The sequence below is a fragment of the Lysobacter sp. DMC97 genome, assembly GCF_056313745.1.
In genome coordinates this window covers 52,819-71,193 of record NZ_JBQUZR010000001.1, presented here as the reverse complement: position 1 = coordinate 71,193, position 18,375 = coordinate 52,819, and the positions used below count along the sequence as shown (strand labels likewise).

At 69.9% G+C, this 18,375-nt stretch carries 2 protein-coding genes (1 of these 2 only partly in view); both read left to right on the top strand.

The window, feature by feature from the left end:
• On the top strand, positions 1-1,402 hold the end of the coding sequence (locus tag ACT53Q_RS00185; RefSeq protein WP_476184650.1) for an amino acid adenylation domain-containing protein. 17,492 nt of this gene lie to the left of the window's left edge; only the last 1,402 of its 18,894 coding nucleotides appear in the window; the start codon falls outside the window, past its left edge; the stop codon is at positions 1,400-1,402.
• Entirely contained in the window at positions 1,399-18,375 is a 16,977-nt protein-coding gene (locus ACT53Q_RS00180) for an amino acid adenylation domain-containing protein (protein WP_476184649.1), read from the top strand. The genes ACT53Q_RS00185 and ACT53Q_RS00180 overlap by 4 nt, the downstream gene beginning before the upstream one ends.

Below are 18,375 nucleotides of genomic sequence, written 5' to 3'. Positions count from 1 at the left end.
CGCGCCGAATGCACTCGCGCAGGAACAGCTCGAATCCGAGGTCTACGCGCGCTTCGGCATCGATGTCGAAGGCATCCAGATGGTCGAGGCGCACGGCACCGGCACGGTGCTCGGCGATCCGATCGAAGTGCAGGCGCTGACCCGCGCCTTCCGTCGCCGCACGACGCGCACCGGCTATTGCGCGATCGGTTCGGTCAAGAGCAACCTCGGTCATTCGGCGGAAGCAGCCGGCATGGCGGGCCTGTTCAAGGTGCTGCTGTCGCTCGAGCACAAGCAGATGCCGCCCACACTGCATGTCCGCGAACTCAATCCGCACATCGATTTCGCGGACAGCCCGTTCCGCGTCAACACCGCGCTGCGCGATTGGCCCGCGCCGGCGACCGGCCCGCGCCGCGCCGCGCTCAGCGCCTTCGGCCTGAGCGGCACCAATGCGCATCTGGTGATCGAAGAAGCGCCGCCGGCCGCAACCCCTGCGATTCGCGAGCCGACACTGCCCTGGCTCATGGCATTGTCCGCCCGCACGCCGGAACAGCTGCGCGCCAGCCAGCAGCGCCTGCTGTCGCACCTGCGACAGCTCGTCGACGAACAACGCGATGTGGATTGCATGGCCATCAGTTGCACGCTGCTGCAGGGTCGCCAGCACTTCGAACATCGCTGGACGTGCGTGGCATCCAGCGCGCGGCAATTGGTCGAAGCGCTCGTCGCGGCGCTCGCCGTCGCGCCGGCGAACGACCGGAGCAGGCTCGACGCGCGCGAGCGCGATGCCCTGATGAAGGAAGCCGCGCAATGCATCGCATCGGCCCGGCATCCGCAGGCGCGCGACGCCGCGCTGCAGCGCCTGGGACAGGTGTTCGTGCGCGGCGCCACGCCGGACTTCGCCGGATTGTTCGAAGGCAACGGTCGGCGCATGCCGCTGCCGACCTATCCCTTCGCGCGTGAACGCTTCTGGCTTGCGGAACCGGCGCCGCGTCCCGTGCCGATCGAAGCTCCCGACATCGCGAAACCGGTGGAAAACGATGCGATGACCGATGCGAACGGCACGTTGCAGACCTTCATCACCGAGTTCCTCGAACGCGCGCTCGTGCTGAAGCCGGGCGAGCTGACGCCGGATGCGGACCTGCAGGCGCTCGGGGCGGACTCGCTGGTGAGCATGCGCCTGATGCGCGAACTCGCGCACCACTGGGGCGTCCAGGTTTCCGGCCGCGAACTGTTCGAGCATTCCACTGTCTCCGCGCTCGCGGCGCATGTCGGCAGCCTGCGGGCATCGAAGAGCGCACCCCAGATCCCCGATGCCGCCGTCGAAACGAAGGATCGCCTTGACGGATGGCTGGATGCGTTCGAGGCCGGCGATCTGAGTCTCGACGCCATGGCGCGACTCATCGAGGAAGGAGCGGCGTCATGACGATCCGCGAACTGTTGATCGCTTTCCAGCGCGGCGAACTCCCGCGCGCGGAACTGCGTCGCAAGCTGCAGGAGGCGACGACAGGCGACCTGCCGTTGTCGGAAGGCCAGCAGGGGCTGTGGATGCTCCAGTCCGTGCGCCCCGATGCCTTCGCCTACAACATCCCGATTTGCCTGCGTCTGAGCGGCCCACTCGATCCCCAGGCGCTGGAATCCGCGTGCGTCGAGGTGCTGCGCACGCACGACGTGCTGGCCTCGGCGATCGTCGAACGCGAAGGCCGGCCGCGACGGAAGCGTGTTGCGCCGGAAACGCTGCCTTTCGCGATCCACGACGCCGAAAACCTGAGCGAGGAACTGCTGACGGCACGGATGTCGAAACGGCTGCGGGCGCCGTTCACGCTCACCGAAGGCCCGCTCATGCGCGTCGATCTGTACGCACGGGGACGCGATGCATGGACGCTGCTCATCGTCGTGCATCACATCGCCTTCGACGGCGGCTCGGTGGACGTCTTCCTGCGCACGCTGTGCACCGCCTACGCGCGTGCGGCTGGACATGCTTCCGCGGTCATCCCGCCGGTGCCGGCGCACGACTTCGATGCCTTCGTCCGCCGGGAACAGGCGTTCGTCGCCAGCGAAGCGGGCGAGGCCGCCGGTCGGTATTGGCAACGGACGCTGGAAGGCGTCGCACCGGCGCTCGGTCTGGGCGGCACGCCCGGCGGCGCACGTCGCGCACGCACCGTGCGGCATGCCCTCGATGCCGACATCGGCCGTGCCGTCGGCGCGCTGTGCTCGCGGTTGCGCATCACCCCGGCCGCGTTCTTCCTGTCGATGTACCAGTCGTTGCTGGCTTCGGTATGCGGCCGGAACGATGTCGCCGTCGGCATGGCGGTCGATCGTCGCCCGCACGCCGGCTTCGACGACACCGTCGGCCATTTCGTCAACCTCATCGTGGTGCGCGCGACGCATGACCCCGCGAGCGCGCCCGAGGCACACCTGCGCGCGACGCATGCCCGCATGGCCGAAGCGCTGCAACATGCTGATTATCCGTTCCCGCGCGTGGCGCGTGCGCTGCGGAAGCGCAATCCCGGCCAGGGCGATCTCTTCGACACCGTGTTCGAGTACAAGAGCCGCCGCTTCTTCGCGCTGCAGCCGCTGCAGGCAACGTGGGCCGGGGTTCGTTTCGAACCGGTGGAAGGGCTCTACCAGGAAGGCGAATACCCGCTTGCCTTCAAGGTCGCCGAGCGCGACGGCAGCTACATCCTCTATTTCGATCACGATGCGGAGCGACTGCCGGACACGACGGTCGATGCCTGGCTGCAACGGCTCGTCGTCTCGATCGGGGCCGTGCTGTCCACGCGGGAAACGCCAGCCGCGCCGACGTCGCTCCTGCCGTCATCGTTGTCGCCGCTAAATCCTGCGTGGCGCCCGCTGCACGCGCTGATCCGCGCGCAGGCGCAACGTCATCCCGACGCGCTCGCGGCCGTGCACGATTCGGCATGCCTCACCTACGCCGAACTCGACGAACGCTCGGATACCATCGCCGGACGACTGCAGCACGCAAGCATCGGCGCGGACCACATCGTCGCGTTGCTGCTCGAACGTTCAACGGAAGCGCTGTGCGCGCTGCTGGGCGTGTGGAAGGCCGGGGCCGCCTATCTGGTGCTCGATCCCGAACTTCCGGCCGAACGGCTGCGCTTCCTGCTCGAGGATGCCGATCCGGCGGCCGTGATCGCCGAAGACGCGTTTCGCGATCGTCTACCTTGCCCGGTGGCGCGCCTGCTGACCCTGGACGACATGACGGCTGTCGACCGGCACGGCGCAGCGCACGCCGATGCGTTCGTTGCGCCCGCAGTGCTGCCGGGACAACTCGCGTATGTCATCTACACCTCCGGCTCCACCGGCATGCCCAAGGGCGTGGCGCTGACGCATGCCGGACTGGCGAACCTCGCGCGAACGCAGGCGGACGCGTTCGGCGTGACGGCGGGCGATCGCGTGTTGCAGTTCGCACCGTGGACGTTCGATGCGTCGGTGTGGGAAATCACGATGGCGCTGCAGGCCGGCGCGACGCTGCATCTCGCGCCGAACGGATCGCTGCGCCGCAGCGGCCAGCTCGCGACGCTCATGCAGCAGGCGCGGATCAACGTCGCCACGCTGCCGCCGTCGGCGGTCACGCTGCTGGAAGCTGTTGCATTGCCCGACCTGCGCACGCTGATCGTCGCGGGCGAGGCGTGCACGCCGGCGCTCGCCGAGCGCTGGATGCCGCGCTGCCGTTTCGTCAATGCCTACGGGCCGACCGAAACGACGGTCTGCGCCACCTTCAGGATCTGCGATCCCGCATCGCCGGCCAGTGTCGCATCGGGTTCGGTGCCGATCGGCAGCGCGATCACGGAAACGACCGTCCACGTGCTCGATCCGCGGACGCTGCGCAAGGTCGCGGCGGGCGAGATCGGTGAACTGTTCGTCGGCGGCACCGCGCTCGCGCGCGGCTACCTGCGCCGCGCGGGGCTGACCGCCGAGCGCTTCATTGCCGATCCGTTCGGACCGCCGGGCGCGCGGCTGTACCGGACCGGCGATCGCGTGCGCCTGCTGGCCGACGGCGAGCTGCAGTTCGTCGAACGTGCCGACGCGCAGGTGAAGATCCGCGGCTCGCGCGTGGAGCTGGGCGAAGTCGAAGCCGTGGCGCAATCGCATCCCGGCGTCGCGCAATGCGCGGTCGTGCTGCTGGAGGATCGCCGGCAGCTCGCGGCCTTCGTCGTGCCGGCGAACGGCGTCGCCGCGCCGGAGGCATCGTCGCTGCGGCGGCACATCGCGGCCCGCCTGCCGGACTACATGGTGCCGACGCATGTCGAATGCGTGGCGCAACTGCCGACCAACGTGAACGGCAAGATCGATCGACGTGCGCTCGCCGAACGCTCGCACCGCAGGAACACCCAGGAGTTGCCGACGATGACCGTACGCGACCGCGAGATCGAATCGACGCTGTGTTCGATCATGGCCGAAAGCCTGCGGCTGGAGAAGGTGCCGCTCGACGAAGGCTTCTTCGACATCGGCGGCGATTCGATCCTTGCCGTGGGCGTGGCATCGCGCATCGCGAAGACCTTCGGTATTCCGTTCGACGTGATGGCGCTGCTGGACCTCGCCAGCGTCCGTCGCATCGGCGAGCACATCGCTGCGATCCGCGCGGGCGCGCTCGCCAATGAGTCGTCGCCCGTGGTCGATGGCGTCGCCGCGCCTGTGCTGCCGACGACAAAGCCTGCGCCATCCGCGGGCATCGACGATTGCGTCGCGATCATCGGCCTGTCCTGCCACCTGCCCGGTGCGCGCGATCATCGCCAGTTCTGGGAGAACCTGCGCAGCGGCGTCGAAAGCATCGAGGTGCTGGGCACCGACACGCTGCGCGCCCGCGGGGTTCCGGAAGACCTGCTGGCGAAGCAGGGCCTGGTCGCCGCACGCGCGACCATCGCCGACAAAGACTGCTTCGACGCCGAGTTCTTCCACGTCTCCGTGCAGGACGCGCAGGCGATGGACCCGCAGTTGCGCCTGCTGCTGCAGCATGCCTGGAAAGCGGTCGAGGACGCGGGCTACCGCACGTCCGACATCGCCGATGCCGGCGTGTTCATGACCGCCGCCAACGCCGGCTATCACGCCGACACGCCGCCGGCGCCGTGGACGGTGATGGAAGGCGCGAAAGCGTACGTGACCTCGGCCTGGTCGCAGAGCGGTGCGATCCCCACGCTGATTTCCCATCGGCTCGGCCTGCGCGGCCCCAGCCTGTTCGTGCACTCGAACTGTTCGTCGTCGCTGGTCGCCCTACAGACCGCGTTCCGCAGCGTGATGGCCGGCGACGCGACGCACGCGCTGGTCGGCGCGGCCTCGCTGTCGATCAGCGAACCGCTGGGCTATGTCGCCGAACACGGCATGAACTTCTCCAGCGACGGCCATCTGCGACCGTTCGATGCCGCCGCGGACGGCATGCTGGGCGGCGAGGGCGTCGCCGTGCTGCTGCTCAAGCGGGCGAGCGAGGCGATCGCCGATCGCGATCCGATCTACGCGCTGCTGCGCGGCGTCGCCGTCAACAACGACGGCGCCGACAAGGCCGGTTACTACGCACCGAGTCTCTCCGGCCAGGCGAACGTCATCGACCGCGTGTTGCGCGACACCGGCGTGGACGTCGAAACCATCGATTACATCGAAGCACATGGCACCGCCACCCGACTGGGCGATCCGCTCGAACTGGCGGCGCTGGGCGAGGCCTTCGGGCGTCACACGCAGCGCCGGCAGTTCTGCGGCATCGGCTCGGTCAAGAGCAACATCGGCCACCTCGACACCGTGGCCGGCCTGGCCGGCTGCATCAAAGTGATGCTGGGCCTGAAGCACGGCGTGATTCCGCCGTCACTGCACTATTCACGGCCGAATCCGGCAATCGACTTCGCGAATTCGCCGTTCTACGTGGTCGGTGCCGGCATCGCACTGCCGCCGCGCGCGATCCCGCACCGGGCCGGCGTGAGCTCGTTCGGCATCGGTGGGACCAACGCGCATGCGCTGTTCGAAGAATGTCGCGTCGACGAAGCGCGAGCGACGGCCAGCATGGCCAACGCCACCACGCCGTGCCTGGTGCCGTTGTCGGCACGGAAGCCGGAACGGCTGCGCGCCTACGCCGCGGATCTGCTGGCTTTCCTGGAGCGCCACGACGCGCTGTCGCTGCGCGACATCGCCCACACACTGCAGATCGGGCGCGAAGCGTTCGACTGTCGCCTTGCGCTGGTCGCTTCCTCCGTCGACGAATTGCGCCAGTCACTGCGCGGATTCCTCGACGGCGGCGCGTCCGAGGGCCGTGACGCGCGTGCCGTGCATTACGCCGCGCTGGATGCGGACGATCTCGCGCGGCTGCTGCCGCACTGGATCGCCGACGGCCAATGGCGCAAGCTCGCCACCGTCTGGATGGGCGGCGCCGACATCGACTGGACGCGACTGGATCACGGGCATGATCGACCGCGCCGGATCTCGCTGCCGACCTATCCGTTCGCGCCGACGCGTCACGTCCGGCGGCTGACTCCGCCGCAGGCCGCACCGATGCCGATGCCCATGTCGGCAACGACCCTGCATCCGTTGCTGCATCACAACTCGTCCAGCCTCGCCGAGCATCGCTACACCTCGGTCTTCCGCGGCGACGAGTTCGTCTTCACCGACCACGACGTGCGCGGCACGCGGCTCCTGCCCGGTGTCGCGTATCTGGAAATGGCGCGTGCCGCGGTCGCGCGGGCGACGCGTTCGACGGGCACCTCGATCGTGCTGCGCGATGTCGCGTGGCTGCGGCCGCTGGTTGCCGGCTCGACACCGACGACCGTGCATGTCCGCATCGCCGCGCGCGGTGCCGACGCGTTCTCGTTCCAGGTATACAGCCAGCCCGACGGCACCGCCGAATGCGTGCATTGCGAAGGAACGGCTTCGCTCGTCAACGACACGACGCCGGATCGTCTCGATCTCGCGGCGCTGCGTGGACAATGCAAGCACGGGGTCACCGGCGAGGCCTGCTACGCGCTGTTCGACAAGCTCGGCTGCCATTACGGCCCCTCGCTGCAGGCGCTGGTGGAGACGCGCTGCGGCGACGCACCGGACGGCACGCGCTTCGCATTGGGGCACCTGCGGCTTCCGGCGCATGCGCAGCGCGACGGTCGGTTCGTGCTGCATCCCGGCCTGCTGGATTCCGCACTGCAGGCGTCGATCGGCATGGGGCTGAGCGGCGACAGGCTGGACGACGACTCTCTGGAACAGACGCTGCCGTTCAGCATCGATCGCGTGCGCATCCTGCATGCGCCGGGCGAGCAGGCCTGGGTGCACGTGCGCGAAGCGGCCGGCAGTTCCGAGCGCGTGAGCAAGCTCGATGTGCGGATCTGCGACGAAAGCGGCCGCGTCCTCGTGGAGATCGCGGGACTGAGCGCTCGCGTGGTCTCCGATGCGCCGGCGGACGCTGCGCGGGCCGCGCAAGCTGCCGCTGCGGCGCCCGTACCGGCGCTGCCGAAGGCCGCTGACAACGTGGAAACGGGCAGTGAAGCGGAAACGAGTGCCGCAGGCGCAGCGACGCTGCCGCTCGGCACGGTCCCGCTGGCGCCGGTGTGGGAGTGCCTGGGGCCACTGACGCGCCCCGTCGCATCGGGTGCGCCGCGTCGCGTGCTGCTCGTCGGCGCGTCGGCCGAAGTCGGCGCCTCGTTGCGCGCGGTGCATGCCGACGCGCAGGTGATCGCGTTGCCAGCCGATCACGCGCAGGACGACGCGATCGCACTGATCCGCTCGCATCGCCCCACGCACGTGGTGTGGATCGCGGATCCCGCCGGCATGTCGACCTCCGGTTCCGCAGCGGATGCAGCGGACGCGCAGGTCCTGCGCTGCTTCCGGCTGGTCAAGGCACTGCTGCAGGCCGGTTGCGAAACGCAGGCCCAGCATTTCACCGCCATCACCACGCTGGCGCTCGCCGTGCGCAACGCGGACTGCGGCGATCCCGCACAGGCGGCCGTGCACGGGTTCGTCGGGTCCCTCGCCAAGGAATATCCGCACTGGTCGGTGCATGCGTTCGACGTGGACAGTCTGTCGGCACTCGATGGCAGCACGGCCGATCGCACCGGAACGCCGACGATCGCCGGCGACACGCCGTGGTCCGCGCTGCTGGATTCGCCGGCGGACCCGGAAAACAGTTCGACCGCCTTGCGTGACGGTGGCGCCTACCAGCGACGTCTCCTCCCGGCCGTGCTGCCGATGGACACGCCGACGAAGATCGTCGACGGCGGCGTCTATGTCGTGATCGGCGGTGCCGGCGGACTCGGCCGCGCGTGGACCGAGCACGTGCTGCGACACCATCGCGCGAACGTCGTCTGGCTGGGACGGCGCGAGATCACGGACGAGATCGCGGAGTCCCTCCGCACGCTCTCCGCACTGGGCGGCAGCGTGCGTTACGTGCGCGCCGATGCGCGGAAACGCGCCGACCTCGAAGCCGCGTTCAAGCAAATCGAATCCGAGCACGCCATCATCCACGGCGTCATCCACACGGCGCTGACACTGCACGACCGCAGCGTCATGACCGTCGACGAAGCGACCTTCACCGACGCGCTGTCGTCGAAGATCCGGACCGGCGCCGCGCTGGCCGCCACGCTGGCGCGCTATCGCCCGGCGGATTTCGTGTTGTTCTTCTCCGCGCTGCAGAGCTTCAATCCATCGCCCGGGCAGAGCAGCTACGCCGCCGGCAGCGTGTTCGTCGATGCGACCGCGACCTGGCTGCGGCGCAAGGGCGTGGTCGCCGCGCGGGTCATCAACTGGGGCTACTGGGGCAGCGTGGGCATCGTCGCGTCGGCCGCGCACCGCCGGCGCATGGCGCACATCGGCGAAGGGTCGATCGAGCCGACGGAAGCGATGCCCTTCATCGAAGCCGTGCTGGGCGGCCCGTTCGAACAGCTCGGCCTGCTCAAGCGCGCCGCATCGCATGGCGGGGCAGCGTTGCCGATCCTCGCGAACGAAGCGCTGGCCATCGCACCACCGCCGACGCCGGCCCGGTTCGCCCTGACCGATGCACCGTCGCAGATTGCACTGCCGGAGACCGCGGCGCCACAGGCGCCCGACGACCTCGACGCGATGCTCGCCCTGGGCCTGGCGTACCGGATCGCGGAGTTCGGTGGCGTCGCATCGGGCACGTTCACGCTGGCATCGCTCGAAGCCCGGCTCGCAAAGCCGGCGCTGTACGCCCGCTGGTTGCGCGAAGCCATCGCGTTCCTGTGCCGGGCAGGGCACGTGCAGGCGCTCGGCCGCGACACGTTCGCATTCGTGCGTGCGATCACCGACGCCGACTGGGCCGTCGTGGAGCAGCACTTCGCCACCACGCAGGCCAGCGGCGACGAGAGCGCCCGCGCGCACGCGGACCTGATCGCGCCGATGCTGCGCGCGTTGCCCGAGATCCTCGCCGGACGGCGCGAAGCCACCGACGTCATGTTCTCGAACGCCTCCCTGCAGCGGGTGGAAGACGTCTACAAGAAGAATCCGTTCATCGACTACTTCAACCGCGTGGCGGCGGTGCTGGCGTCGAGCTGGATCGAGCAGCGCCTGCGCGCCACCCCCGACGCGCGGTTGCGCATCCTGGAGATCGGTGCGGGCACCGGTGCGACCAGCGCCCGCGTGTTCGAGGCCCTGCGGCCGTTCGCGGCATCGGTGGCGGAATACGCCTACACCGACCTCTCACGTGCCTTCCTCTCGCACGCCGAGCGCGAATACCGCGCCCTCGCGCCGTACCTGCAGGGACGGATCGTCGACATCGAACGGCCGCTGGCGGAGCAGGGCATCGAATGCGGCGCGTACGACCTCGTGATCGCGACCAATGTGTTGCATGCGACCCGCGACATCCATCGCACGATGCGGCATGCCAAGAGCGCGCTGGGACGGAACGGCCTGCTGATCGTCAACGAAATGCGCGGCCACGAGCTGTTCGCGCACCTGACGTTCGGTCTGTTGCCGGGCTGGTGGGCGTATCAGGACGGCTGGCTGCGTGAACCCGGCTCGCCCGGGCTCGCCCCCGACACCTGGCGTCGGGTGCTGGAAGAAGAAGGATTCCGCGCGGTGCGTTTCCCGGTCGGGAAGGCACACCGTTTCGGACAGCAGATCATCATTGCGGAGAGCGACGGCGTGTTCCGACACAAGCGCACGACGGTGCGGCCTGCACCCGAAGACCACGGCATCCCGTCCCTCACCCGCGCCGCACCGGCGGCGCCCTCCGCGCAGGCGACCGCAACGCCCCGCACACGCGACGATGCGATGCTGCGCGAGGACGCGATCCGCTACGTGCGTGCGCGCGTCGCGGAAGCGCTGGAATTCGAGATCGACGAGGTCGACATCGACGAGCCGTTCGAGAGCTACGGCATCGATTCGATCCTGTCGATCCGGCTCGCCAATGCGCTGCGCGCCCGCTTCAGCGAGGTGTCGAGCACGGTCGTCTTCGAGTTCCCGAACGTGCGCGCGCTGGCCGGCCATCTCGCTTCGACCGAGACGGCGTCCGCCGGGCATGCCCACGATGCCGTGACGGTGATGCCTGCGCCGATTGCCGCGACTTCGCTCCCGAGCGCGCCCGCCGACCTCCGCTCGGCCGCGATCGCGCATGTCCGCGAGGTCGTCGCCCGCACGCTGGAGCAGCCGGCCGACGAGATCGACACGCACGAGCCGCTGGAAAACTACGGCGTCGATTCGATCCTCGCGATCCGTGTCGCCAACGCGCTGCGCCTGACGTTCCATGACGTCGGCAGCACCGTGCTGTTCGAGCACCGTACCGTCACCGCCATCGCCGAGCACTTCGTCGCGACGCAGCCGGAGGCCGCGCGCACGCTGCTGCCGTCTGCGCCCGCCGCGATGGCGCCGGTCGCGCCGGCCGTCGCCGCACCCGCGCCGAAACCGGCGACACTGTCCGCCGACGTCCGCGAGGCGACCGTCGCCTTCGTCCGCGAGGTCGTCGCCCGCACGCTGGAACAGCCGGCCGACGAGATCGACACGCAGGAACCGCTGGAAAACTACGGCGTCGACTCGATCCTCGCCATCCGCGTCGCCAACGCGCTGCGGCTGACCTTCGAGGACGTCGGCAGCACGGTGCTGTTCGAGCATCGCACCGTCACCGCCATCGCCGAGCACTTCGTCACGACGCAGCCGGACGCCGCGCGCACGCTGCTGCCGGCTGCGCCCGCCGCGATGGCGCCGGTCGTCGCCGCACCCGCGCCGAAGCCCACGGCGACGTCCGCCGACGTTCGCGAGGCAACCGTCGCCTTCGTCCGCGACGTCGTCGCGCAGACCCTGGAGCAGCCGGCCGACGAGATCGACACGCAGGAACCGCTGGAAAACTACGGCGTCGATTCGATCCTCGCCATCCGCGTCGCCAATGCGCTGCGCCTGACCTTCCATGACGTCGGCAGCACGGTGCTGTTCGAACATCGCACCGTCACCGCCATCGCCGAACACTTCGTCGCGACGCAGCCGGAGGCCGCACGCACGCTGCTGCCGGTGTCACGCGCCCAGGCGCCGATCGCGGCGGACGCACCCGCACCGAGCGTGTCGAGTCCCCGCATCGACACGGCGGTCCTGCCGCCCACGGACGTTCATGCCGCGCCGAGCGTCGAGGCACCCGTCGGTGCGCGCAGTCCCGCGCAGGCCGACGATCGCGCCATCGCCGTCATCGGGCTGTCGGGCCGCTATCCGCAGGCCGCCGATGTCGATGCGTTCTGGGCCTGCCTCGAACGCGGACAGGATTGCGTCACCGAAATTCCGGCCGAGCGCTGGTCGCTGAACGGTTTCTACGAACCCGATCCCGCGAAGGCCATCGCCGAAGGCAAGAGCTACTGCAAGTGGGGCGGCTTCATCGACGGCTTCGCCGATTTCGATCCGTTGTTCTTCGGCATCGCGCCGCGCGAGGCGATGGCGATCGATCCGCACGAACGCCTGTTCCTGCAGGAAACCTGGCGCGCCTTCGAGGACGCGGGCTACACCCGCGCGTCGCTGGCGAAGCGGCACGACCGCCGCGTCGGTGTCTTCGCGGGCATCTCGCAATCCGGCTTCGAGCGCTGCGCGAGCGCGCTGGACGCCAGCGGCGACGCGATCCATCCGCAGACGTCGTTCGGCTCCGTCGCGAACCGGATCTCGTTCCTGCTCGACCTGCAGGGACCGAGCATGCCCATCGACACGATGTGCTCGTCCTCGCTGACCGCGATCCACGAAGCCTGCGAACACCTCCTGCGCGACGAATGCGACGTGGCGGCGGCGGGCGGTGTCAATCTCAACCTGCATCCGTCGCGTTACGTCGCATCCTGCGAAGGACGCTTCCTGTCCACGTCCGGGCGTTGCCTGAGTTTCGGCGAAGGCGGCGACGGCTTCGTGCCCGGCGAAGGCGTGGGCGTGCTGATCCTCAAGCGCCTGTCGCGCGCGATCGCCGACGGCGATCCCATCCATGGCGTGATCCGCGGCACCGGCATCAACCACGGCGGGCGGTCCAAGGGCTACACCGCGCCGAATCCCGCCGCGCAACGTGAGCTGGTGAAATCGACGTTGCGCAAGGCGGGCATCGATGCCCGCGACGTGTCGTTCGTCGAAGCGCACGGCACCGGCACCGAACTCGGGGACCCGATCGAGATCGATGCGCTGACCCAGGCGTTCCGCGACACCACCACGGAACGCGGGTTCTGCGCGATCGGTTCGGTGAAGAGCAACCTCGGGCATCTGGAAGCCGCGGCCGGCGTCGCCGGCGTGACCAAGGTGCTGCTGCAGCTCCGGCACCGTCGTCTGGTGCCGTCGCTGCACGCCGAACGCGTCAATCCGCACATCGCGTTCGAGCGCAGCCCGTTCCGCCTGCAGCGCACGTCGGCGCCCTGGTCGCTGCCGGCGACCTGCACCACGGGCACGCGCATCGCCACCGTGTCGTCCTTCGGCGCGGGCGGCGCGAACGCGTACGTGATCCTCGAGGAATACGTCGCCCCCGCGACCGCCGCCAGGCCCGCCATCGCGCGCGGACCGGTGCTGGTGCCGCTGTCGGCGAAGGACGACGTCCGCCTGCACGAGCAGGCGCGTCGCCTGCTCGATGCCTGCCGCGCGCTCGGCGACGACCGCCTCGCGGAGGTCGCCTGCACGCTGCAGGTCGGGCGCGAAGCGATGGACGTGCGTCTGGCCTGCGTGGCGCATTCGATGAGCGAACTTTGCGACAAGCTGGACCGGTTCCTCCTCGGTCGCCACGACATCGACGCCTTCCATGCCGGCATCGCGCGCCGGGGGCGCAAGGCACCGGAGCGGCTGTCCGAAGAACGCGTCAACGCCTTGCTGGACGGCTGGAGGATCCGCGGCGAACACGCGCCATTGCTCGCCGCGTGGGTCGACGGCACGGCCGAGGTCGAGTGGGAACGCCTGTATTCGCCAAGCACCCAGCACGGCATGCCGCAGCGGATCCCGCTGCCGACGTACCCGTTCGCGCCGGAGCGCTACTGGCTCGCCGCCATGACGCCGGCCCCGTCGCCGGCACCGCAGGCATCCACCTCGCGCACCGACGCCGATGCGGACCGCGTGCTGCACCCGCTGGTCCATCGCAACACGTCGACGCTGCAGGGTCTTCGCTTCAGCTCGACCTTCACCGGCGACGAGGCGATCTTCGCCGACCACGTCGTCTCGGGTCAGCGGCTGCTGCCTGGAGTCGCCTATCTGGAAATGGCGCGTGCCGCGGCTGCGCTCGCCACGGGCTCGCCCGTCGAGCAGGGCGATGCGCAGGTCTCGATGCGGATCGGCGATGTCGTCTGGCTCAAGCCCGTCGTGGCCGGCGCCGCGCCGTTCGATCTGCACGTCCGGATCAAGCCGCAGGGCGAGGATCTCGTCTGCGAATTCATGCGCGATCCCGCCGCGGAGGGCGAGGGCGGCGATCCGCGCCATCAGCAGGCACCGTGCGTGCGTGCGACCGTGTCGCTGCGACCGCAGCGGGCGCCCGCGCTCGACATCGCCGCGCTGCGCATCGCGACCACGGCCGCGCCGATGTCCGCCGACGCCTGCTATCGCGATCTGCGTGAAGCCGGCGTCGAATACGGCCCCTCGCACCGCGGCGTGGTCGAGCTGCAGCCGGGCGCGGATGCGCGCGGCCGCTTCGTGCTGGCGCGCCTGCGCCTGCCGTCGGTCGCCCACGCGGACGCCAACCGCTTCGGCCTGCATCCCGGCGTGCTGGATTCGGCGGTGCAGGCCGCCGGTTTCGACGTCGGCGATGCACCCGAAGGCGATGCCGCACGCGTGGCATCGGTGCCGTTCGCGCTGGACAGCCTGCAATTCTTCCGCGCCTGTCCGCGTGAGTGCTGGGCGGTGGTGCGCCGCACGGCGTCGGCCTCGGGCCTCGTGCGTACCGACATCGACCTGTGCGATGACGCCGGGCTCGTCTGCGTGCGCATGGAAGGCCTGAGTGGCCGCGAATACCGGCAAGCCGCCACGCCGTCGGCCGCATCGCAGACGCTGTTCTTCGTGCCCGCGCCGCGGCAGGCCGAGCCGTCATGGCCGGAAGAAGCCGGTGCGCAGCCGCGGATCATCGTCTGCGATCTCCCGGCATCGACATCGACAGCAGATACCGTGCTGGAGAGCACGGCAGCCGATCCCGCCGAGCGCTTCGTCGCGCACGCCGAGCAGATGCTAGACATCGTCCAGTCGACGCTGCGCATGCGCACGCCATCGGCACTGGAATTGCGCGTGCCGGGGCAGGGCGTCGGGCGACTGCAGGGCGCGCTGGCCACGCTGCTGCTGGCTGCGGAAGCCGAATCCTCCGCGCTGCGCACCCGCACGCTCGCGCTGGGGACGCAAGGCGCGGAGATCATCGACGCGGCCGCGCTGCGCGAAGTCGACGTGCCCGCGCGTGAACACGCCGCGCGCTGGCGCGAAGGCGGCCTGTATCTGGTCACCGGCGGCCTCGGCGGTCTCGGCAGCGCGGTGGTGGCCGACATCGCCCGCACGCCGGGCGCCACCGTCATCATCGCCGGCCGTCGCGCGCTGGACGCGACCGGGCGCGAACGCTTGCGTCGCCTGGCCGCCGATGGCGCGCGCATGCATTACCGCTGCGTGGACGTCGCGCATCGCGCGCAGGTGGAGGAACTGGTCGAGGAGATCACGCGCCACTTCGGCGCGCTGAACGGCGTGCTGCACTGCGCGGGCGTTGCGCACAACCGGCTGCTCGCCGGCCTGTCGGCGGCGGAATTGCGCGACACGCTCGCCGCGAAGGTGCTGGGCGCACGCCATCTCGACGTGGCGACCCGGCATCTCGCGCTCGACTGCTTCGTGCTGTTCTCGTCGCTGACCGCCCGCACCGGCGCGATCGGCCAGGGCGCGTATGCGACGGCGAACGCCTTCCTCGACGAGTACGCGCAGTATCGCCATGCCTTGCAGGCGCTGGGCGAACGCCATGGCCGCAGTCTGTCGATCGCATGGCCGTACTGGGCGAGTGACGTCGGCATGCAGGTGCCGGCGGAAACCGTGGACGCCATGCAACGGCAGGGCTTCGCGCCGCTGGATGCCAAGACCGGCCTGGACGCGCTCAAGCGGGCGCTGGCGACCGACCATCCGCAAGTGGCGATCGCGCACGGGCAGCCCGCACGGATCCGCGCGGCGCTGCATGCAACAGGCACCACCGCAGCACCGCCGGCAGAACGACCCGCGCCCGCGCCGTTGCCGGCGGTGGAAGCGGCGCCCGTCGCCTCTGCGCCGCAGGACGCGGACGCGACGACTGCGTTGCGCGACTTCCTCGCGACGCAGCTGATGATCGCGCCGGGGCGCATCCACGCGCACGACACCTTCGACGGATTCGGCATCGACTCGGTCGTCGCGGTGCGACTCGTCGCCGCGCTGGAGAAAGTCCACGGCCCGCTGTCGAAGACCCTGTTCTTCGAGTACACGACCGTGGGCGAGCTGGCCGAGCATCTGGCGAGCCGACGCCCGGTGCGGGCGATCGCGGCAGATGCGGCTGCCGTCACCGTTGCCACGTCCGATGCCATCCCGCACGACGACGCTGCCGCGTCTGCTGCGCCGCAGGACGCCGCGGCCGTTGCACCGCAGACCGTCGACGACATCGCCATCATCGGTCTCGCAGGACGCTATCCGCAGTCGCCGACGCTGGAGGCGTTCTGGGAAAACCTGAAGGCGGGCGTCGATTGCGTCGGCGAGATTCCGGCCGACCGCTGGGCGCTGGACGGCTTCTACGACGCCGACCGGAACGCGGTCGGGAAGAGTTACTGCAAGTGGGGCGGCTTCATCGACGGCGTCGCCGAGTTCGATCCGACGTTCTTCAGCATCTCGCCGCGTGAAGCGCCGATGATGGACCCGCAGGAACGCCTGTTCCTGATGTGCACCCACGATGCGATGGAGGATGCAGGCTACACCCGCGAAGCGCTGAACCGTTCCGCAAACGCGGCGGGCGTCGGCGCGGCAGGTACGGGTGTGTTCGTCGGCGTGATGCACACCGAGTACCAGTTGTACGGGGCGCAGGCGCAACTGCTCGGCGAACCGCTGGCGCTGGGGTCGGGCATCGCTTCGATCGCCAATCGCGTCAGCTATTTCGGCCATTTCCAGGGACCGTCGATCGCCGTCGACACGATGTGCTCCTCGTCGCTGACCGCGATCCACCTGGCCTGCATGAGCCTGCGCGCCGGCGAATGCGGCGTGGCCATCGCCGGCGGCGTCAACGTGTCGCTGCATCCGAACAAGTACCTCGGCCTGTCGGAAGCGAAGTTCGCCTCCGCCAGCGGCCGCTGCGCGGCCTTCGGCGACCGCGGCGACGGCTACGTGCCGGGCGAGGGCGTCGGCGCGGTCGTGCTGAAACCGCTGGCGCGCGCCATCGGCGACGGCGACCGCATCCTCGGCGTGATCAGGGGCAGCGGCGTCAACCACGGCGGACGATCCAACGGCTTCGCCGTGCCCAACGCGGCGGCGCAGGCGCAACTGATCGGACGCGTGCTCGCACGCAGCGGCGTCGACCCGCAGGCCATCGACTACGTCGAGGCGCACGGCACCGGTACCGCGCTCGGCGATCCGATCGAGATCGCAGGCCTGACACGCGCACTGCGCGGCGACACGACGACGCCCGCGGCGGGATCGATCCGGATCGGCTCGGTCAAGTCCAACATCGGGCACTGCGAGAGCGCGGCCGGCATCGCCGCGCTGACCAAGGTCCTGCTGCAGATGCAACATGCGACGCTGGTGCCGACGCTGCACGCGCAGTCGCTGAACCCGAACATCGACTTCGCGCAGACGCCGTTCGTGGTCCAGCGCACGCTGGCGCCCTGGCTGGCGCGCACAGACGAGCATGGGCGACCGCGGCCGCGCATGGCAGCGATTTCCTCGTTCGGTGCCGGCGGCGCGAACGCGCACCTGCTGATCGAGGAATACCGCGCACCGGTGCCGGTGCTGACCGACGTCGCCCCATCGCCGGCGCCGGCGTTGATCCTGCTGAGCGCACGCCATGCCGATCGTCTGGAACAGAGCGCCCGCAACCTGCTCACGGCGATGTCGTCGGGCGACTGGTGCGATGCCGATCTGGCGGCGATCGCCTGCACGCTGCAGACCGGGCGCGAGCATCACGCCCATCGCCTCGGCCTGTCGGCGCGCTCGATCGTCGAGCTGTGCGAAAAGCTGCAGGCCTTCCTCGACGGCGATCGCACCCTCTGTCGTTGCGGCGTGGTGGATGACGACCCTGCGGGCGTGTCCGCAGCGCCGATCGCCGATCCGGCCGCGATGCTCGCACGAGGCGAGGAACGCCGGCTGCTGGATGCGTGGGTGCGCGGTGCCACCTGCGCCTGGGAATCGCTGTATCCCGGGCAGCGGCCGCCGCGCGTGCGCCTGCCGACGTATCCGTTCGCGCGCGAACGCTACTGGGCGCCGGATGCGATCCGCGGCCTCCGCACGCCGCAGGCCGCACGACCTGCGCCGACGCCGGCCATCGCCGACGAAGCCGACGCCGTGCCGACCCGCATCGCGCCCGTGGCAACGACGGCCGCCGTCGCGACCGCGATGGAATCCGCCGGCACGAAGCCCGCGCTCTCCGAACTCAGGCGGGTCGAAGAGGTGCTGCGCGAAACGCTTGCGGACGTGCTCTGCATGAAGCCCGCCGACGTCGGCCTGCACACGACGTTCGTCGACCTCGGCATGGACTCCGTGATGGGCGTGGCCTGGCTGCCGGTGATCTTCGAACGGCTCGGCGTGTCGCTCGGCCCCACGAAGATCTACGAGTACCCGACGATCCGCGATCTCGCGGCCTTCGTGCACGCGCAGATGCCGAAGGCGGAGGCGGAAGCAGACACGGAGATCGCACCGATGCCCGAACCGCCTGCATCCGAGGCGCGCACGGTCGACGACTGGCTGCAGGCGATCTACGACGGCACGGCGGATCCCGCCGACGCACAGGATTGGCTGGCGATGCCGGACGCCGATGCGGCGGGAGTGGCCCATGCGCAGTGA